Source organism: Flavobacterium columnare (assembly GCF_014844295.1).
GTDB classification, from domain to species: Bacteria; Bacteroidota; Bacteroidia; order Flavobacteriales; family Flavobacteriaceae; genus Flavobacterium; species Flavobacterium columnare.
Window position 1 is genome coordinate 2,729,619 of record NZ_CP054494.1, and the last position, 19,421, is coordinate 2,749,039.

Here is a 19,421-nt window from a genome sequence, read left to right on the forward strand (position 1 = left end):
AATTGTTATTTTTGCACAACAACACAACAAATTATATGTACAAACAACTTATCCGTCCGTTACTTTTTAGATTTGATCCAGAAGAAATACACTATTTTACTTTTAGTACCATTCGTTTATTAAACAAAATACCAGGAGTTTCTTTTTTTATTAAAAGTAGATTTCAAATACAAGATAAACGTTTAGAAAGGGAAGTTTTTGGATTAAAATTTAAGAATCCAGTAGGACTTGCAGCAGGTTTTGATAAAGATGCTAAATTGTTTAATGAATTATCAGACTTTGGTTTTGGTTTTATAGAAATAGGGACACTAACACCTAAAGCACAAGAAGGGAATCCAAAAAAACGTTTGTTTCGATTGTTAGAAGATTCCGCTATTATTAATCGGATGGGATTTAATAATGGAGGAGTACAAGATGCCGTTCATCGTTTAAAAAAAAATAAAGGTGTACTTATAGGAGGTAATATAGGTAAAAATAAAGCAACTTTTAATGAAAACGCAGTAGATGATTATAAAATATGTTTTGAAGCATTGTATGATTATGTAGATTATTTTGTGGTTAATGTAAGTTCTCCTAATACCCCTGGTTTACGAGAATTACAAGATAAAGAACCCTTAACGAATCTCTTACGATCACTTCAAGAACTTAATTTTAAAAAATATGTAGGAGTTGAAGCCATGCAAGGTCAAGTAAAACCTATTTTGTTAAAAATTGCCCCTGATTTAACAAATGAGCAACTGTTGGATATTATAGATATAGTTAAAGATTCAAAGATTGCAGGAGTTATAGCCACAAACACCACTATTTCTAGAGAAGGATTGCAATCTGCCAATAAAAATGAAATAGGAGGACTTTCAGGTAAACCTCTAACCGACCGATCTACAGAAGTAATTCGCTTTTTGTCGGAAAATAGCAATCAAGCATTTCCCATTATTGGAGTAGGAGGTATTCATTCAGCACAAGATGCTATTGATAAATTAAGTGCTGGGGCTAGTTTGGTGCAATTATATACAGGTTTTATATACGAAGGACCAGCCTTAATAAAATCTATTAATAAAAAAATTTTAGAACAAGCCTAACTTTAGATAAAGATTCTTATGAATGCTGAAAATATTAAGTTAATAGAATGCCCCCGTGATGCCATGCAAGGCATAAAAGATTTTATACCAACAGATAAAAAAGTACAATACATACAGTCATTGTTACGTGTTGGTTTTGATACGATTGATGTTGGGAGTTTTGTTTCTGCAAAAGCAATTCCTCAAATGCAAGACACAGCTGAAGTCTTAGCTAAATTAGATTTGTCTAATACGCAAAGTAAGTTATTAGCTATAGTAGCTAATACACAAGGCGCTCAAAATGCAGTACAATATAAAGAAATTAACTATCTAGGTTTTCCTTTTTCTATTTCTGAAAATTTTCAAATGCGTAATACGCATAAAACGATAGCAGAGGCATTGGTAACATTACAAGAAATAATGAATATTACAGAACAGTCTAATAAAGAACTGGTTACCTATATATCTATGGGCTTTGGAAACCCTTATGGGGATCCTTGGAATGTAGAAATAGTAGGAGAGTGGACTGAAAAATTAGCTTCTATGGGGATTAAAATCCTATCTCTATCAGATACGATAGGTTCTTCTACACCTGATGTTATTGAATATTTATTTTCAAATCTGATTCCTAAATATCCAAAGATTGAATTTGGGGCTCATTTACATACCACTCCTGATAAATGGTTTGAAAAAATAGATAGCGCTTACAAAGCAGGTTGTAGACGTTTTGACGGTGCTATAAAAGGACACGGAGGGTGTCCTATGGCTACCGATAAACTTACAGGAAATATGCCTACAGAAAAAATGTTGTCTTATTTTACCTCTCAAAAAGCAAGTCATAATTTAAGTGCTATGAGTTTTGAAAGTGCTTATAATGAAGCCTTAAAAATCTTTAATTATTATCATTAATTGGATGAGTGTATTTTATTTTAAAATAATCTAAATAAATTTTTTTTATTTAGAATCAGTCTTTATATTTGCATTGTCTTATTTTTAAATGATCTAAATAAAATGTTTAAAATGAATTTCAATAAATTTTTATTAGCTTCTTTACCCGTATTTTCTTTGATAATTACCTCATGTTCTAAAGATGAACAAGTAATAAAAGACTATGCGCCTTATGCTACGCCAGCTACTTATACTTTTAATCGTAATGGTGTTACAACAGTTGATTTTAATGGTCAGAAGTCTAGAATTTTAATGCTCCAAGAAATAGCAGATTATGTTAAGACTCAAGGAGCTAGTGGTGCAAATGTAAGCGATGTCAAGTTATTAAATATGTACGCTAATGCAAATACCCCTTTTACAAATGGAGAATTAAATAGTTCTAAAACAAAACAATTAAGGGACAAAACGGCAGCATCATTAGATTATTTTTCATCTAATAGTGTAGAACAGGCAGAAGAAAGAGTTTTTTTTGAAAACAAATTACGAGAAGTAGGAAGTGCAGGGGCTGGCACCGCAACTGAAGGAGTTGCGGGTATTTTTGAAAAAAGATACTATTCGGCTAATGGTTTAGAACCCATTCAAGTGGTTTTAAAAGGACTAATGGGAGCTTGTTTCATAGATCAAATTTGTAATAACTATTTGAGCACAAAAAAATTAGATGCAGGTACTAATAGAGAAGATAATACAAATAAAAAGTTAGTTGTAGGTACTAATTATACAGAAATGGAGCATGCTTGGGATGAAGCGTATGGTTATGTTTATGGCGCTGGTCGTGATGCAGATGGAAAAAATGCTAAATTTTGGGATAGCTATATAGATCAAGTAAATGCAGATAAAGATTTTAATACTCTAAAAGGAGATATTAATTTAGCGTTTAGACTAGGGAGAGCAGCCATTGTAAATAATGATTATGTTACTCGTGATCTTCAAATAGCGATTATTAAAGAAAAATTAGCGAAGGTGGCGGCTGTGCGTGCAGTATATTATTTGATGGAAGGAAAGAAAAATTTAGTTGGTGGAGCTGCAAAAACTTTTCACGCATTATCTGAAGGATACGGTTTTATTAAATGTTTAAGATATACGAATAAACAAGGAACTAATAGTCCGTATCTATCTAAAAATGAAGTAGATGTTATCTTGAATAAATTAATGGCAGGTAGAAATGGCTTTTGGGATGTTGATTATTCTAAAAATAATCTAGAACTACTAGCAAAAGAGATTGCCGATAAATTTGGTTTTACAGTAGAACAAGCAGAAACTGTTAATTAAAAAATTATAATAAAAAGATATGACTAGCCAAGTACTAACACATATTAGTACTTGGTTATATTTGCATTAATAAAGAAGGTGTCTGAAAAGTCAAAACGGAGGAACGTCTAGTCTGTCACTTCGACAATAAAAGAAGTCACTTGATTAGTGTTATGTGGTTTGTTTCGCCTGTTTACTTCGTTCGAGCCTCTCTTTGGTAGGAATGATAAGATTGCAACCTTTTCGGATAGCATATATTTGTATTAATAAAGAAATTATGAGAAAAATATTTTTTGTACTTTTCTTGTCCTTATTGACAAGTTGTTCAGATGATAAAAAAATTGATGAACCTCAAATAACTATAGGAGATAATTATGATAAAAAAGCCATGCTTACCAACTGGGCAGAAAATATAATTATTCCTGCTTATAAAAATTATCAAATAGGGGTAGATAAACTTTATGAAGAGGTAACTGTTTTTAAACAAAATCCTACGATTGATAATTTAAATAAATTAAGGGCTTCATGGCTTAATTCATACAAAGCTTATCAGCATATAGCTTTTTTTAAAATAGGAAAAGCAGAAGATTTATATTTTATAGGTCACACGAATACATATCCTGTAAATGTCATAGAAATTAATAAGAATATAAATACCCAAACCTACAATCTTACGTCTTTATCACAATTTGATAAACAAGGCTATCCAGCTCTAGACTATATGCTTTACGGGTTAGCAGATACAGATAATGCCCTTTTAATGTTTTATACAGGAGTAGATGCTCAAAAATACAGAACCTATTTGACTGATTTAGTAACGGATTTAAAAAATAATGCTGAATTATTGGTAAATGATTGGAATAGTTTTAAAAATACATTTATTTCTAATACAAATAATACTAATTCTGGGGCTGTAAATTTAATAGTGAATGCCTACATTGAATACTTCGAAAAACACATTCGATTAGGTAAAGTAGGTTATCCCGCAGGAAAATTTTCTAGTGGTGTTCAACCCAATAAAGTGGAAGCTTATTTTAACAAAGAAGTGTCTAAAATTTTATTAAATGAAGCTATAAAAGCAAGTGCTGATTTTTTTAATGGAAAATACTTTTCGAGCAATCAAACAGGACCTTCCTTAAAAAGCTATCTGGATCATTTAAATGTACAAAGAAATAATAAATTATTAAGTATTATTATTAATGATCAGTTTTCATTGATACAAATAAAAAACAATCTTCTGGATAATAACTTTGTAAATCAGATAAACACGGATAATAACAAGATGTTAGAAGCCTATGATGCTATGCAAATTAATGTGTCTTATTTTAAAGTAGATATGTTAACAGCACTTAATATTGCAGTAGGATATGTTGATTCAGATGGGGATTAATATTCGTACATATTTAAAAAAAACATCATTTTCCGAAACGTTAGCTTTTTATAGGATAGCGTTTGGTTTGATGATGTTTTTTAGCATTGTTCGTTTTTGGAGTTATGGATGGATAGAAAGCCTGTATATAACTCCCAAATATCATTTCACTTACTTCGGATTCGAATGGGTTAAACCAATAGGAGTTTATACTTATTTTATTTTTCTTATCTGTGGGCTCTCGGCCTTATTTGTTGCTTTAGGGTATCGTTATAAGCTTGCTATTATGTCCTTTTTTCTTAGTTTTACTTATGTAGAACTAATGGATAAAACTACCTATTTAAATCACTATTATTTTATCTCTATAATTAGCTTTATTCTCATTTTTCTTCCTGCAAGTTGTAATTATTCTTTAGACGTATATTTAGATAGGTCCAAGTTACGTTCACACATTCCACAATGGACTATTGATATTTTAAAATTCATGTTGGGAATAGTGTATTTTTATGCAGGACTAATAAAACTAAATTCAGACTGGTTGCTAGAAGCTCAACCTTTAAAAACTTGGCTTCCTATGAATTCAGGCTTGCCAATCATAGGTACATTTTTGCTTAAGAATTGGGTTCATTATGCTATGAGTTGGGCAGGTGCTATTTATGACTTATCCATCCCTTTTTTATTATTAAATAAAAGAACCAGGATAGTTGGATTTATATTTGTAGTTCTATTTCATATTTTTACAAAAATATTATTTCCTATTGGCGTTTTCCCTTATGTAATGATCGTAAGTACCTTGATCTATTTTTCTTCTAATTTTCACAAAAAAGTATTAGAAAAAATAATTAAAATCCTACATATTTCTAGTTCTCGATTTAAAGGAATCTATGATACTAAAGTTAAGACTTCCAAAAGTTTAGTGATTTTTTTAGGCTTATTTATGCTGTTTCAATTAGTTTTTCCTTTTAGATATTTATTGTACCCTGAAGAATTATTTTGGACAGAAGAAGGTTTTCGTTTTTCTTGGCGTGTAATGCTAATGGAAAAAGCAGGATATACAGAATTTAGAGTTGTAGATCAAACAGGTAAAGTAGCATTAGTGGATAACCGCGACTTTTTAACCCCTTTTCAGGAAAAACAAATGTCTTTTCAGCCCGATTTTATATTAGAATATGCTCATATTCTTAAAAAACACTACACACAAAATGGCTTTATAAACCCTAAAATATACGTAGAAAGCTTTGTGGCTCTTAATGGTCGATTGAGTCAGCCTTATATAAATCCTAATATAGATTTAGGATCAGAGAAAGAATCGTTCAAACATAAAACATGGATTTTACCATTTAAAGATGAAATTAAAGGATTTTAAATGTATGCTACTGCTATTAGTAGTTACAAAAATGTTTTCGCAAAATACCATAATTGGTAAAGTTGTTTCTAATGGAATAGGAGTTTCACAAGTTGAAATATTAGATAAAAATTTAAATCTAAATTACTTTACTGATTCAAATGGAAATTTCACACTAAAAAAGGGAAGTCCAACAAACTTAGTTTTTTATAAAGAAGGTTACGAAATTATAGAGAAAAAAATTATTCCATCAGCTCAATTACAAATTATAGAAATAGAGCAGTTGAAAAAGTTATCAGAAGTGAAAATAGTCAGTCAACGCCAAAAAATAAGTGCTATTAGAACTTTAAAGGACGTTGAAGAAACGGCTATATATGCTGGAAAAAAAACAGAAGTAATAGTAGTAAATAATTTAACAGCTAATAAAGCCATAAATAATGCGCGTCAAATTTTTTCGCAAGTTGTAGGTATTACAATGAATGAAAGTATTGATGGAGGATTACAATTATCAATAGGGGGGCGTGGTTTAGATCCTAATAGAACAGCTAATTTTAATACACGACAGAATGACTATGATATTAGTGCAGATGTGCTAGGGTATCCCGAAAGTTATTATGCTACTCCAACAGAAGCTATAGAAGAAATTCAGGTAATCAGAGGAGCTGCGTCTCTTCAGTATGGGACGCAATTTGGAGGAATGATTAACTTTAAAATAAAAAAGCCAAGTACTAAACCTTTAGAAGCCGTTTCTCGTTTTACAGCAGGTTCATTTAATACATTCGCTAACTTTACAAGCTTGAGCGGTACAAAAGATAAATGGAGTTATTATACCTTTTACAATTATAAGAAAGGAGACGGATTCAGGCCTAATTCAAATTTTGAATCAAAGAATTACTTTGGGAATTTAAATTATAAATTATCCGATAAAACTTCACTTCATCTTGATTATACACATTTTAATTATTTAGCCAAACAACCTGGAGGTTTGACCAATGGCATGTTTGTAAATGATCCTTTTCAAAGCAACCGATCACGTAATTGGTTTTCTGTAAATTGGAATTTATTTGCTTTACGCTTAAAACACAAGTTTAATAATGATGCGGATTTCTCATTACAATTATTCGGATTAGATGCTTATAGAAAAGCGTTAGGATATCGTTCGAATAGAGTTTCTAACCCAGATACTCCTAATACAGAAAGAGATTTAATTATAGGTGAATTTATAAATTGGGGAGCAGAAGCACGATATCTCTATAAATACAATTTATGGAACAAACGGAATGCTTTTTTAATAGGTGCCAAATATTATCAATCTAAAAATTCAGGGATACAAGGTCCAGGAAGTTCTACTTTAGATGCTGATTTTACAATTGCAGATAAAGAATTTTCATATTATCAAAATCAGTCGTCCTATAGTTATCCAAACCTTAATATATCATTATTTGGTGAAAACATATTTAAAATAACCGATCATTTTTCAATTACACCTGGGTTTAGATATGAATATATTAAAACACAAGCCGTTGGTTTCTTTAGAGTAATTAATAGAGATCTAGCAGGAAATATAAATATAGATAAAACAGAGTTTGAAGATAGAATTTTTGAAAGAAAATTTGCATTACTTGGACTTGGTTTTAGTTATAAACCTAAATATGGTTTAGAATTATACGCTAATCTAACACAAAACTATCGCTCAGTAACTTTTAATGATATAAGAACCGCTAGTCCTAGTATTGTTGTAGCAGATGATATAACTGATGAAAAAGGATACGGTTCAGACATTGGCCTCCGAGGAAAAATAGGAAACATAATAAGTTTTGATATTAACGGATTTGGCTTATTATATGATAATAAAATTGGCGAATATAGCGCCCGTGATCCCAAAGGATTAAAACCGGATGTACGCTTAAGAGATAATATTGGAACAGGTATTACTTATGGAGTTGAATCATTAGTTACTATCAATTTTTTAAAAATGATAGTACCCGATAATTTAAACTTTAAATTTGATGGATTTTCAAATATATCCATAACAAAGTCTAAATATATAAAATCAGATATTCCTAATATAAAAGACAACCATGTTGAGTTTGTACCTCTTCATAATCTAAAAACAGGATTAAGTTTGGGATACAAAAATCTATTAGTTAGTACACAATATACTTACGTATCATCACAATTTACAGATGCTTCTAATAGAATTTCTGACCAAAATGACTTATCAGGTATATTTGGTGGAATTCCTTCGTATAATGTGTTGGACGTATCTGCTTCTTATAAATTTAATCGTTTTAAATTAGAAGCTAGTATTAATAATTTGACTAATAACAAATACTTTACCAAAAGAGCAACAGGATATCCAGGCCCAGGTATCATCCCTTCAGAACCTAGAGTTTATTATGTAACGCTAGAAATTAAATTGTAATTTAATGTAGAAAATAACATAAATCTGTTTTTAGACTAAAATTCCATTTTGATTTATTTAATAAAAATGGAATTTTCTTTTTTAACCCAGATTACGCATTAGACTTCGTTATGAAATCTAAAAATACAATAAAAATGAGTGCTCACGGACTTTTTGAAATATTCGAATATATTAATATTTTCAATATTTCAAAAAGGAGTAAGTGCTTATTTTTGAAGTAGTTTTAGGTTGGAATAGATTTCTAATACGTAATTTGGATTTAAAGGAAAGGAATCAAATTACGATTCTCCTTCATGATCAAAGTAGCCTTTAACTTTGACCTTAGTAGAAAAGAAATTTAAAAATAAAACAACAAAAGATAAAAAAAACATAGATTGTATACTTACTAAAACCCGTCCTAATAAAGTTATAGGATAAAAATCGCCATATCCTATAGAATTAGATGTAATAAGACTAAAATAAATAGGCTCAAACCAATGTTTAAAAGGCTTATTCATTTGATTACCCATAGCATATAATACCCCAAATCCAATAACAACTTCGGCATAATTTAAAAATAATAGTAACATAGAACGTTTATATGAACGAGGTCTTGAAAACAAATCTGAAGCAAATATTAAAGTAGGAATATAAAAAAAAGTTTCTAGTAAAAGATAAATCATTATACTAATGATAAAGATATTATTTTGCCATCCATTTATTAATATAATAAGAGGAAAAACAACCTTAGCTACTACATAAAAATCTATACTAATGTCTTCATACTCAAAGTTTATTTTGTGCGCAAGCTGCTTTATATAAATTCCAGGAAAAAGCAGTTGAGAAGAAGATAAAAGTAAACGTACAATTTTTTCGATACCACTATCATCCTGATGATCATTATTCCATATAGAAAGGATATTTAGTATTCGTTTTTTTATAGGATTGTGTTTAGGCTTATCTTTTTTATGCTGTTTTCCTAAAAATAGGTTTTTATAAAAATGTTTTAAAGGCATGGTAAAAATATTACAATGTTAAAAGATAAATATTTCAGAAATGATTTAATTTTTGAGAACCTAATAATAAAGATAAATCCTATAAAAACATTTCTAAAAATTGTAGAATTACAAATATACATTTTCAAAAGATACCATTACTAATAAAAGTAAAGTTATTAGAACAAGTAGTATAGAGTATTTATTATAAAAAAAGAAATAACAATTCAGTCATCAGAATTTACAATTCAGCATTAATTAGTTTTTTTAAAGTTCATAGTTTTTCAATTTTGGATAGTAAAATAAGTAAACCAATGAAAAAAATAGTAAATTTTTTAATGATTGTTTTTACTACTTTTTCTTTTTCACAAACTAAAATAGAAGGAAAAGTAATCGATAAAAAACAGCATCCTATTTCAGGTGCTAATGTTTTTATAGAAGGAACTTACGATGGAAGTACGACCTTAATAGATGGAACTTTTTATTTTGAAACCTATGAAAAAGGAGCACAAAATTTAATTATAAACCAGTTAGGGTTTGATGAATTAAAAGTGCCAATAAACATAGAAAACAATCAAATAAATACCTATATCTTAAAAACTACTATAAATGCCTTAGATGCTGTAACAATTACTGCGGGAACTATTAAAGCAGGAGATAATAGCAAAGCATCAGCCTTAAAACCACTAGACATATTAACTACAGCCGGTGCCTTAGGTGATGTTGTAGGAGCTTTTCAAACAATGCCAGGAGCACAAATAAATGGAGAAAGCGGTCGTTTGTTTGTTAGAGGTGGCGAAAGTGATGAAACACAAACTTACATAGATGGAATTAGAGTAGCGCAACCTTATGGGGTTACACCAAACAATTTGCCTACTCGAAGCCGATTTTCTCCCTTATTGTTCAATGGAATGACATTTTCTACAGGAGGGTATTCAGCAGAATTTGGAGATGCTTTATCGAGCGTTTTGCTAATGAATACAATTAATGAACCAGAAATAGAAAAAACTGATTTTGCAATCATGTCAATAGGCACCTCAATAGGTAAGACTAAAAAATGGAAAAAAGGTTCATTAAGTTTAAATACCTCCTATATTAATTTAGGACCTTATCAATGGTTAATACCCCAAAATATTCAATGGAATAAACCCTATCAGACTTTGGGAGGTGAAAGTATTTTAAGACAAAAATTAAATAATGGAATTTTTAAGTTTTATGTAGCATTAGATCATTCTTCATTTGATTTAAATCAAACAGAAATAGGTACATTAATCTTAAAAAGAATTCATAATACGAATAACAATCTATATCTAAACTCTTTTTATAAAAAAACGTTTATCGATAATTGGACCCTTACAACAGGGGGGAGTTTAGGTAGAAATGAAATAAATATGTTCGTGAAACAAGATGATTTATATACAAAAGAATTGGCAACACATCTGAAATTAAAAATAGATAAAAAATTTTCAAATAGATTTACATTATCTTTTGGTGGAGATTATTTTTATACTCGCTTTAATGAAAAATACACACTTGAAAATAAAACAGAATATAAATTAGGTTATCAAAGCCAAATAGGAGCATTATTTGCAGAATCAGATTTGTACCTATCAAATGATTTTGCATTAAAATTAGGTACTCGTTTTACATACAATAGTTTGATAAACCAAAAGATATTAGAACCAAGAGCATCACTAGCCTATAAAATTTCAAAAAACAACCAATTTTCATTTGCCTATGGTGATTTTCATCAAGCACCTAAACAAGATTATTTAAAATATACAGCTTCATTAGACTTTGAAGACACACATCACTATATTTTAAATTATTTATATACTGCCAATAAAAGAACACTTCGTGCCGAATTCTATTTCAAAAACTACAAAAACCTTATAAAATACAATACAATACAACCCTTATACAATTCGCAATTTACTAATACAGGACATGGGTATGCACAAGGAATAGATCTGTTTTGGAGAGATAATAATACGTTTAAAAAACTAGAATATTGGATAAGTTATAGCTACATTGATAGCAAGCGTGATTTTAAAAATTATTTGTATGGAGTAACTCCCCCCTTTGTAGCTAATCATACCTTATCATTAGTCGGTAAATATTGGATAGAAGAGTGGAAATCCCAAATAAGTATAACAAATAGTTTTGCTACAGGTAGACCTTATAACAATCCCAACGAATCACAGTTTATGAATGGCAAAACCAAAGCCTATAATAATTTAAGTCTTAGTTGGGCCTACTTATTAACAACTCAAAAGATACTTTATTTTTCAATATCAAATGTTTTAGGACGCGATAATGTATTTGGTTATCAATATGCCCCAAAAGCAGATTCAAACGGTGTTTTTCAAAGAGAAACTATTGCTCAACCAGCTAATCGTTTTTTCTTTATAGGCTTTTTTTGGACAATAAGTAAGGATAAAAAAAACAATCAATTAGAAAATTTATAGATTAGAAAAAAGATGTCGTTATTATTTATCAATCAATAACAATTCATCTATAAAAAATTACAGTTCAGTTAGATTTCGTTTTTAAAGCATACTACTTACAGTAATTTTGAAATAGAAAAAAGAGAACATTCAAAAACAATTAAATTTAAAAATTATGGTACGTCTTTTAACATTTTTAGCATTTATAATCAGTTCAGTAATCTTTGGACAAGAAGGAAAATATGAACAAGCCATGGGAAAAGCATTAGCAACTTGGAAAGAAGGGAAAACAATGGAAGCATCTGCTATTTTTGAACGGATAGCATCCGCTGAAAAAAAACAATGGTTGCCAGATTATTACATTGCCTTGATTAATTGCACAGAAGCATTTAATCCAATAAATAAAGAAAAAAGTACAGACCTAATAAATAAAGCACAAACAGCATTAGAAAGTGCTAAAAATAAAAGTATTAAAAATGAAGAAATCAATATATTACAAGCACTAATCTATCTAGTAACTTTAGTTCAAGATCCTATGAATAATTCTATAAAATATTCACCATTAGTCATGACTGAATACCAAACAGCTTTAATCATTAACCCTAATAACCCACGTGCTGTTTTTGGAAAGGCAGAGTTTGAATTAGGAGGTGCTAAGTGGACAGGAGTTGATACAAAACCATTATGTGCAGAAATAAATCGGTCATTAGAACTTTTTGCTAATTTTAAACCTGAATCACCCTTACACCCAAAATGGGGATTTGAAAGAGCAAAACAAGTTGCAACTACTTGTAAATAATAAAATAAAAATAGAATAAAAAGACATCAAATGAATAAATGGATTAAAACAATACCTACAGCTATTTTAATTAGCTTTTTTATAGGACTAGCATTGTTATTTATCAACTATCTTAATGGGGCAATTATAACTTGGACTTATTTAAAGTGGAGCTTTTTTTATGCTTTTCTTTATGGAATAAGTTTGTATTACGCTAATGGTATTGTTTTTGTCTTTTTTGATCGTCTGTTTAAAGAAAATAGATTTGCTCCAAAACGACTTATTTTAGGAGGAATAACTTCCTTTAGTATATCGTTATTAATGATTTTTTTTCTAAGAATTTTTGAAAGTGTAATACTAGATAATGAAACTTTTTTAGAGTTTATAAAAAACGAAAAAGCCTCTAATTATGTAGTCTCTATGGTTATTACCTTAATTGTTACTTTAGGTCTGTATTTATTTCATTTCTATAAAAATTATCAAGAATACAAACTCACAGAGCAAAAAGTAATAGCAGGTACAGCTTCTGCTAAATTTGAAACATTAAAAAATCAAATAGATCCCCATTTTTTATTCAATAGTTTAAATGTTTTAAGTTCCCTAATTGAAGAAAATCCAGAACAAGCACAACGATTTACTACCTCATTATCTAAAATTTACCGATATGTTTTAGAACAAAAAGATAAAGAATTAGTATCGGTAGAAGAAGAATTATCTTTTGCAAAAACGTATATGAATTTACTTAAAATGAGGTTTGAAAATAGCTTAAGCTTTGAATTGCCCATACATTTTAATAATTCAGATGCTAGAGTAGTTCCTCTTTCTCTTCAATTACTTTTAGAAAACACTATTAAACATAATGTAGTAAGCGAAAAAAAACCATTGTACATAAAAATTTTTATAGAAAACAATTATTTAGTAGTAGAAAACAATTTACAAAAAAAAGAAGTATTACAAAAACATAAAGGAGTAGGGTTGCAAAATATTATTAATCGTTATGGATTAATTTCTTATCGGAAAGTTTTAATTCAACAAACCAATACTTATTTTAGGGTTTATATCCCTATTTTAACAAAAAAAATAGCTATTATGGAAACACAAGATATTTACAATGAAAATTTAGCCTTTACTAAAGCTAAAGAAAGAGTAGAAAAATTAAAATCTTTTTATGCAAATTTAATATCCTATTGTAGTATAATTCCTTTTTTAATATTAATCAATTCAAAAACATCAAATTTTAATTGGTTTTGGTTTCCACTAATAGGTTGGGGAATGGGATTATTTTTTCATGCTATAGAAGTTTTTGGTTATGGAAAAAATTGGGAAGAACGAAAGATTAAAGAAATTCTAAGAAAAGAAAATCTTCAAAATAAAAAATGGGATTAGTAAAATGGTGTAGTAATAATTTTTAAATAAAATTATAAAAAAATGGAAAATTTTAATGATGATTTTCAACGTTATGAAAAAGCAAGGAAAAAAGTAAAAGAAATCAAAGATTTTTACTCACATCTTATTTCTTATTTATGTATAAATACTTTTTTCATTTGTATAAATCTAAAATATTCATCAAATCATATTTGGTTTTTTTATCCAATGCTAGGTTGGGGGATAGGCTTGTTTTTTCATGGTTTAAAAGTTTATGACTTTTCTTTTATGAGTAAGAATTGGGAAGAGCGAAAAATTCAAGAACTCATAGAAGAAGAAAAAAAAAGAAATAATAATAAATAAACAAAAAGAATGGAAACTAGAGAAGAATACAAAAAAATAAAACATTTTGTCCCTACAAATGAAGAAGAATCTCGTTATTTAGAAGCTTATAAACAAGTAAAGAAAATAAAAGGATTTTATACCCATTTAATAATATATATATTTATTAACACAATACTTTATATAGCAAATATTCAAAACGTAAAAGAGAATGAAAGTTATTTAGAATGGCATTATTTTTACACAGCATTCTTTTGGGGAATAGGTTTACTTGCACATGGATTATCCGTGTTTTTACCTAATATGATTTTAGGCTCTAGGTGGGAACAAAAAAAAATACAAGAATTAATGAAGCAAGAGCAACAAAATCAAAAGCAATGGAATTAATCTATAAAATATATTTAAAATATGAATATCATAATTATAGAAGATGAAAAGCCATCAGCACGTTTATTGCAACGTAAAGTAGAAAAATTAGGACTACTTGTAAATCAATTATTACATTCTGTTGAAGAAGCAATACATTGGTTTCAGAATAATCAACACCCCGATTTAATTTTTTTAGATATTCAATTATCAGATGGTTTATCATTTGAGATCTTTGAAACAATTGATATAAAAAGTGCTGTTATTTTTACAACCGCTTATGATGAATATGCCTTACGTGCTTTTAAATTAAATAGTATTGATTATCTATTAAAACCCATTGATGAAGACGATTTAGAAAAAGCTATTCATAAGTTCAAATCTCGTACATCAACTCTACAAAATCTTTCGTTAGATTTTGATATGATTAGACGTATGTTGGTAAATCCCGTTGAAAAAGAATACAAAAAACGTTTTACAGTAAAAATAGGGCAACAGTTAAAATTAATTGATATTCATGAGGTAGAATGCTTTTATAGTCAAGATAAAGGAACTTATTTACATACTTTAGACAATCGTGACTATCTATTAGAAGGCACTTTAGAACAATTAGAAAACGAACTCAATCCAGAAGATTTTTATCGCATATCTAGAAAATTTATTGTGCCTTTAAAATCAATTAAAGAAATTCAATTGTATAGTAATTCAAGATTAAAATTAATATTACCCTCTTATAAAGAGGATGAAATAGTGGTAGCTCGCGAAAGAGTAAATGATTTTAAAAATTGGATAGGTTAGTATAAAATTAGTACCCTAAAAACATCAAATTGGTGGATTATACAAGAGCTATAATTCAAGAAAAAATCATTTGTTTGCATATTTTAAAAAAAGAGGATTTAATCCGCTTGAATCATTTAATAAAGGAATCTAAAATATTCATACAGGATTTAAATAAAACAAAGACGTTCTAAAAAGCACTGTGCCCAAATAGCGTTTAACCCAGATTATGCGTTAGCCTTCCTGATGAAAAAGGAAAGGGGAAATAAGATAAAAATACACGATTTTTTTCGGAGCTATACTCTTACATTGAGGACAAAAAAGGGATCACTTTTTTAGATTCAAAATCATTTTTATCTGTAATAAATTTCTAATGCATAATCTGGGGTTAAATAAGAAGGAAACCTACTATTACAAAAATTAATCTTCCATAGCAAATAAGCGTTCGCGATATAATTTACCAATGGCCACTTGCAAACGTGTTTTGTAATCATCTACCAACCATTCACGATAGTTTTTGGTAGAATTGGCTAAACAACGGCAAAATATTTTCACTCTATATTCAATGTCTTCTGCAAGATATTTTGCTAACTGCTTGGCTTCATTTAATTCCTCCGCATTATCTACACACATACTCGCGTGATTTAGGATAGAATCTTCAATAACTACTTTTGGGCGCAAATTTTTAGCAATTGCTTTGTTGAATTCTTCTTCTATATCAAATTCTACATTTAAAGTGTTTTTAAATCGTTCACGGACATCAGCTGGCATTTCGTATTTAAAATAACGTTCAATTTCAGAATCACTACGTAAATTTTCAATATAGTATTCAGGTGTTTTAAAAATATGTTGCCAATCGATAGGATCATCCCATAAACCAAATCGTGCGGCATTATTTCCTAAATCTATAATGCTAAATTCATGTTTATTAGGTAAACGTCTAGAACCGCGACCAATCATTTGAAAATAAAGAGTCAAAGATTTAGTAGCGCGGTTAATGATAATAGATTCAACAGTAGGTTCATCAAAACCAGTAGTCAAAATACCTACAGAAGTAAGTACCGCATTAGGTGTATATTTGAACCATTTTAAAATATCTTTTCGTTCCTCGGTGCTAGTTGTATTATCTAAGTGGCGTATGTCATAACCTGCCTTTTTAAAGGTTTCATATACATACAAAGAGGTATTAATTCCGTTGTTAAAAATCAAGGTTTTTTTACCTTTTGATTTTTCTTCATAAGCACTCAATAATTTCGATTGCATATCTAATTGGGAGTAAAGTTCATCCGAAGATTTTACTGTATAATCCCCATTAATCCCCACTTTTAGGCTTGATAGTGTAACGTCGTAACTATAAGTAGTGGCTTTTGCTAGAAACCCGTTTTCAATTAATTTTCTAATTGGATCTCCTACAATCAGTTCCTTGTAGTTTTCATACATAGGGAGTTCAATATTAGAACTCAAAGGAGTGGCAGTAACCCCTAATATGAAAGAATTTTTAAAGCGATTCAATAATTTTCTAAATGAATTGTAATGCGCCTCATCTATAATTACTAATCCTACATTGTCAATTTGTAATAAATCATCATTCAAACGATTTTTTAAAGTTTCTACCATAGCCACAAAACAAGAAAAATCATCTTGATCAGGTAAGTCTTTGACTTTCGAATTAATGATTTTGTTCTGTACGCCAAAATTATGTAACATTTTAGAAGTTTGTTTACATAACTCAATGCGATGCGTCAGAACTACTACCTTTTTTTGATGCGTTTCTATATAACGACGCACAATTTCAGAAAAGATAACCGTCTTTCCACCACCTGTTGGTAACTGGTATAAAAGGCGATAATTGGAAGAGGTGTTATCCATTCTATCAAAAATGGTGTTGATATCGCGTGATTGATAATCATAGAGTGTTTTCTTCTCCTCAAATACTGTTTCTATATCGCTTTGCATCATACCTTTTTTGAAATTTTTGCAAAATTACATTTAAAAAACTGTTTATAGATATTTTTTTTTAGAAATTAATTTTATATAAATTTTAACTTTTCAAAAAAACCATACGCTATAGTTTAGCAGCTAAACTTTGCTTTACTTTGCAAAAAACAATAAGTATACTAAGTATATTTTTTTTAAAATTAAAATAGATTTTTAAATGTTTAAATTCTTTCGAAATATTGCGTTACTAGAAGGTGTTTCTTATATCGTTATCATGTTAAATATGCTAATGATAAAACCATTTGATTTAGCTTTATATAAGTTGCTCTTATTCCCTGTGGGCATGAGTCACGGAGTTCTTTTCATTCTGTATGTACTTTTGGCATTTCTTTTGCAAAGACAGTTAAAATGGAATTTAAAAACAACAGTAATTATTTTACTGGCTTCTTTAATTCCTTTTGGAACATTTTATATAGAAAAAAAATATTTGAAATAATATGCTTGAAAAAACTGAAAAAATCTTCGGTTGGTGTTATAAGTTTTTTAAAAAATTAGATTTTAATGATACATTGGCATCCTATTTGGGGTTAGCCATTAATATTATAATTCTTAGTTTTATAGTTTATATAATCTACTTATTTTGTCGTTTTGTTTTAGTTACAGGAATGGCAGTAGTAGCTAAACGTACTAGAACAAAATTTGATGACTTGCTGATTTCTAACGAAACAGCAAAGTATATGTCGCATTTAATCCCATTAATTTACATTTATAAAACAGTTCCCATTATATTAAATGATTTTACTTCATGGGAAACAATTTTTGGTCGATTAGTAGGGGTTTATATTGTTCTATTAATCTTATGGATTACCAATTCCACATTAAAAGCTATAAGAGATCATCTAAAAACCAAAGCAGAGTACATAGATAAACCTATAGATAGCTACGTACAAGTTATTATGATTATGCTCTGGATATTGGGTATTATTGTAATTGTAGCTAAAATTTTTAATGTTAGTACCGATGCATTAGTTAAAACTCTAGGAGCCGTATCAGCTTTGATAATATTAATATTTAGAGATACCATTTTAGGCTTTGTGGCTTCTGTTCAAGTTTCAGCTAATGATTTGATTCGAATAGGAGATTGGATTACAATGGATAAGTTTGGTGCTGACGGGGATGTTATCGAAATAAATTTAACTACATTAAAAGTAAGAAATTTTGATCATACCATTACAACTATTCCTACTTATAGTCTTACTTCGGATAGTTTTAGGAATTGGAGAGGTATGATTAATTCGGACGGAAGACGTATAAAAAGACATATTTTAATAAAAGCCAATTCTATCCGATTCATACGAGAAGAAGAATTAGAAGAATTTAAAAGAATACAATTGATAAAAAGTTATATAGAAAAAAAACAAATTGATATTAAAAGACATAACTCATTGCATGAAATAGATAAAAGCTTATCTATTAATGGAAGAAATCTGACCAATTTTGGTTTATTTAGAAAATATTTAACGAAGTATTTAGAAAATTATCCTGGGTTGAATAAAGAAATGATTTTGCTTTGTAGACAACTACAACCTACACACCAAGGCATTCCTTTAGAAATTTATGCGTTTTCTAACGATAAGCGTTTTGAAAACTATGAATACATAATGAGTGATATCTTTGATCATATTCTAGCCTCTGTAATTTATTTTGATTTGCAAATTTTTGAATTACCAGCAGGAAAAAACAATTTGGAATAATAATGACTAAATTCTATAAATCTTCATTTTTTAAAGAAGCAATTTGTTAATAGAATATAGATTTAACGAAATTTTAAACGAACGTTGTAAAACAAAAGAGTTTAATAAAATCCTAATGCGTAATCTGGGTTATGCTAGACTGTTGTACGGCAAATACTTTGTTTGGAGTTTGTTGACCTAAAAATTAATAATACGGTGTGATTTTTAAATTACTTTTCGAGTAGATAGATGATTTTAGCCGCTAAATAACTAGTATTGATTGTGGTAGTAGGAGAATGCCTATAAAA

Annotated in this window: 16 protein-coding genes; 14 read left to right on the plus strand and 2 right to left on the minus strand. The window is 28.9% G+C overall.

Going from position 1 to position 19,421, the window contains the following annotated elements:
* The first annotated feature begins 35 nt into the window (after positions 1 to 35).
* The 6 genes from HUE53_RS11895 (at position 36) to HUE53_RS11920 (ending at position 8,393) form a co-directional block, all read left to right on the plus strand.
* Entirely contained in the window at positions 36 to 1,079 is a 1,044-nt protein-coding gene (locus tag HUE53_RS11895; protein ID WP_065213528.1) for a quinone-dependent dihydroorotate dehydrogenase, read from the plus strand.
* Between the two features lie 18 nt (positions 1,080 to 1,097).
* Positions 1,098 to 1,967 (plus strand): beta/alpha barrel domain-containing protein, encoded by an 870-nt coding sequence (locus HUE53_RS11900; RefSeq protein ID WP_014164701.1) that lies wholly within the window; start codon positions 1,098 to 1,100, stop codon positions 1,965 to 1,967.
* 111 nt (positions 1,968 to 2,078) lie between these two features.
* The gene (locus tag HUE53_RS11905) at positions 2,079 to 3,275 is read left to right on the plus strand and encodes a DUF4856 domain-containing protein (protein ID WP_102135422.1); all 1,197 of its coding nucleotides are present in this window, start codon (positions 2,079 to 2,081) and stop codon (positions 3,273 to 3,275) included.
* A 256-nt stretch (positions 3,276 to 3,531) separates the two neighbouring features.
* Positions 3,532 to 4,644, plus strand: a complete 1,113-nt coding sequence (locus tag HUE53_RS11910; RefSeq protein ID WP_192188522.1) for an imelysin family protein — start codon at positions 3,532 to 3,534, stop codon at positions 4,642 to 4,644.
* Positions 4,634 to 5,989, plus strand: coding sequence for an HTTM domain-containing protein (locus HUE53_RS11915; RefSeq protein ID WP_192188851.1), 1,356 nt, complete (start codon positions 4,634 to 4,636; stop codon positions 5,987 to 5,989). Before HUE53_RS11910 ends, HUE53_RS11915 begins: the two co-directional genes overlap by 11 nt.
* Positions 5,970 to 8,393, plus strand: coding sequence for a TonB-dependent receptor family protein (locus tag HUE53_RS11920; RefSeq protein ID WP_014164697.1), 2,424 nt, complete (start codon positions 5,970 to 5,972; stop codon positions 8,391 to 8,393). Before HUE53_RS11915 ends, HUE53_RS11920 begins: the two co-directional genes overlap by 20 nt.
* Positions 8,394 to 8,671: 278 nt before the next feature.
* Here HUE53_RS11920 and HUE53_RS11925 read toward each other — a convergent pair whose 3' ends face one another.
* Positions 8,672 to 9,388, minus strand: coding sequence for a potassium channel family protein (locus HUE53_RS11925; protein ID WP_065213530.1), 717 nt, complete (start codon positions 9,386 to 9,388; stop codon positions 8,672 to 8,674).
* Between the two features lie 293 nt (positions 9,389 to 9,681).
* Between HUE53_RS11925 and HUE53_RS11930 the strand changes: the two genes are divergently transcribed.
* From HUE53_RS11930 to HUE53_RS11955, 6 genes are all read left to right on the plus strand, one after another.
* Positions 9,682 to 11,835, plus strand: coding sequence for a TonB-dependent receptor (locus tag HUE53_RS11930; protein ID WP_192188523.1), 2,154 nt, complete (start codon positions 9,682 to 9,684; stop codon positions 11,833 to 11,835).
* Positions 11,836 to 11,989: 154 nt separating this feature from the next.
* Positions 11,990 to 12,613 (plus strand): hypothetical protein, encoded by a 624-nt coding sequence (locus HUE53_RS11935; RefSeq protein WP_014164694.1) that lies wholly within the window; start codon positions 11,990 to 11,992, stop codon positions 12,611 to 12,613.
* Between the two features lie 30 nt (positions 12,614 to 12,643).
* Entirely contained in the window at positions 12,644 to 13,978 is a 1,335-nt protein-coding gene (locus HUE53_RS11940) for a histidine kinase (protein ID WP_014164693.1), read from the plus strand.
* 42 nt (positions 13,979 to 14,020) lie between these two features.
* On the plus strand, positions 14,021 to 14,320 hold the full coding sequence (locus tag HUE53_RS11945) for a 2TM domain-containing protein (RefSeq protein WP_014164692.1): 300 nt from the start codon (positions 14,021 to 14,023) through the stop codon (positions 14,318 to 14,320).
* 9 nt (positions 14,321 to 14,329) lie between these two features.
* Positions 14,330 to 14,686: a 2TM domain-containing protein gene (locus tag HUE53_RS11950; protein WP_014164691.1), complete on the plus strand. Its 357-nt coding sequence runs from the start codon at positions 14,330 to 14,332 to the stop codon at positions 14,684 to 14,686.
* Positions 14,687 to 14,707: 21 nt separating this feature from the next.
* Positions 14,708 to 15,463: a LytR/AlgR family response regulator transcription factor gene (locus HUE53_RS11955; RefSeq protein ID WP_014164690.1), complete on the plus strand. Its 756-nt coding sequence runs from the start codon at positions 14,708 to 14,710 to the stop codon at positions 15,461 to 15,463.
* A 399-nt stretch (positions 15,464 to 15,862) separates the two neighbouring features.
* Here the strand turns inward: HUE53_RS11955 and HUE53_RS11960 are convergent, their stop codons facing one another.
* A complete protein-coding gene (locus HUE53_RS11960; RefSeq protein ID WP_065213532.1) occupies positions 15,863 to 17,401 on the minus strand; it encodes a DEAD/DEAH box helicase in 1,539 nt (512 codons plus the stop codon).
* A gap of 196 nt (positions 17,402 to 17,597) precedes the next feature.
* On the opposite strand from HUE53_RS11960, the gene HUE53_RS11965 reads away from it, so the two are divergent.
* Together HUE53_RS11965 and HUE53_RS11970 are read left to right on the plus strand one after the other, a co-directional pair.
* Complete coding sequence (locus HUE53_RS11965; protein ID WP_014164688.1) at positions 17,598 to 17,876, plus strand: DUF3817 domain-containing protein; 279 nt, start codon at positions 17,598 to 17,600, stop codon at positions 17,874 to 17,876.
* A 1-nt stretch (position 17,877) separates the two neighbouring features.
* Positions 17,878 to 19,134, plus strand: coding sequence for a mechanosensitive ion channel family protein (locus tag HUE53_RS11970; RefSeq protein WP_065213533.1), 1,257 nt, complete (start codon positions 17,878 to 17,880; stop codon positions 19,132 to 19,134).
* Positions 19,135 to 19,421 lie beyond the last annotated feature (287 nt).

Bases quoted from the DNA above. Each gene is read 5' to 3' on its own strand.
- HUE53_RS11970 (WP_065213533.1), top strand. From the start codon at position 17,878: ATGCTTGAAAAAACTGAAAAAATCTTCGGTTGGTGTTATAAGTTTTTT.
- HUE53_RS11960 (WP_065213532.1), bottom strand. From the start codon at position 17,401: ATGATGCAAAGCGATATAGAAACAGTATTTGAGGAGAAGAAAACACTC.
- HUE53_RS11945 (WP_014164692.1), top strand. From the start codon at position 14,021: ATGGAAAATTTTAATGATGATTTTCAACGTTATGAAAAAGCAAGGAAA.
- HUE53_RS11930 (WP_192188523.1), top strand. From the start codon at position 9,682: ATGAAAAAAATAGTAAATTTTTTAATGATTGTTTTTACTACTTTTTCT.
- HUE53_RS11910 (WP_192188522.1), top strand. From the start codon at position 3,532: ATGAGAAAAATATTTTTTGTACTTTTCTTGTCCTTATTGACAAGTTGT.
- HUE53_RS11900 (WP_014164701.1), top strand. From the start codon at position 1,098: ATGAATGCTGAAAATATTAAGTTAATAGAATGCCCCCGTGATGCCATG.
- HUE53_RS11920 (WP_014164697.1), top strand. From the start codon at position 5,970: ATGAAATTAAAGGATTTTAAATGTATGCTACTGCTATTAGTAGTTACA.
- HUE53_RS11895 (WP_065213528.1), top strand. From the start codon at position 36: ATGTACAAACAACTTATCCGTCCGTTACTTTTTAGATTTGATCCAGAA.
- HUE53_RS11905 (WP_102135422.1), top strand. From the start codon at position 2,079: ATGAATTTCAATAAATTTTTATTAGCTTCTTTACCCGTATTTTCTTTG.
- HUE53_RS11925 (WP_065213530.1), bottom strand. From the start codon at position 9,388: ATGCCTTTAAAACATTTTTATAAAAACCTATTTTTAGGAAAACAGCAT.
- HUE53_RS11950 (WP_014164691.1), top strand. From the start codon at position 14,330: ATGGAAACTAGAGAAGAATACAAAAAAATAAAACATTTTGTCCCTACA.
- HUE53_RS11940 (WP_014164693.1), top strand. From the start codon at position 12,644: ATGAATAAATGGATTAAAACAATACCTACAGCTATTTTAATTAGCTTT.
- HUE53_RS11955 (WP_014164690.1), top strand. From the start codon at position 14,708: ATGAATATCATAATTATAGAAGATGAAAAGCCATCAGCACGTTTATTG.
- HUE53_RS11935 (WP_014164694.1), top strand. From the start codon at position 11,990: ATGGTACGTCTTTTAACATTTTTAGCATTTATAATCAGTTCAGTAATC.
- HUE53_RS11965 (WP_014164688.1), top strand. From the start codon at position 17,598: ATGTTTAAATTCTTTCGAAATATTGCGTTACTAGAAGGTGTTTCTTAT.
- HUE53_RS11915 (WP_192188851.1), top strand. From the start codon at position 4,634: ATGGGGATTAATATTCGTACATATTTAAAAAAAACATCATTTTCCGAA.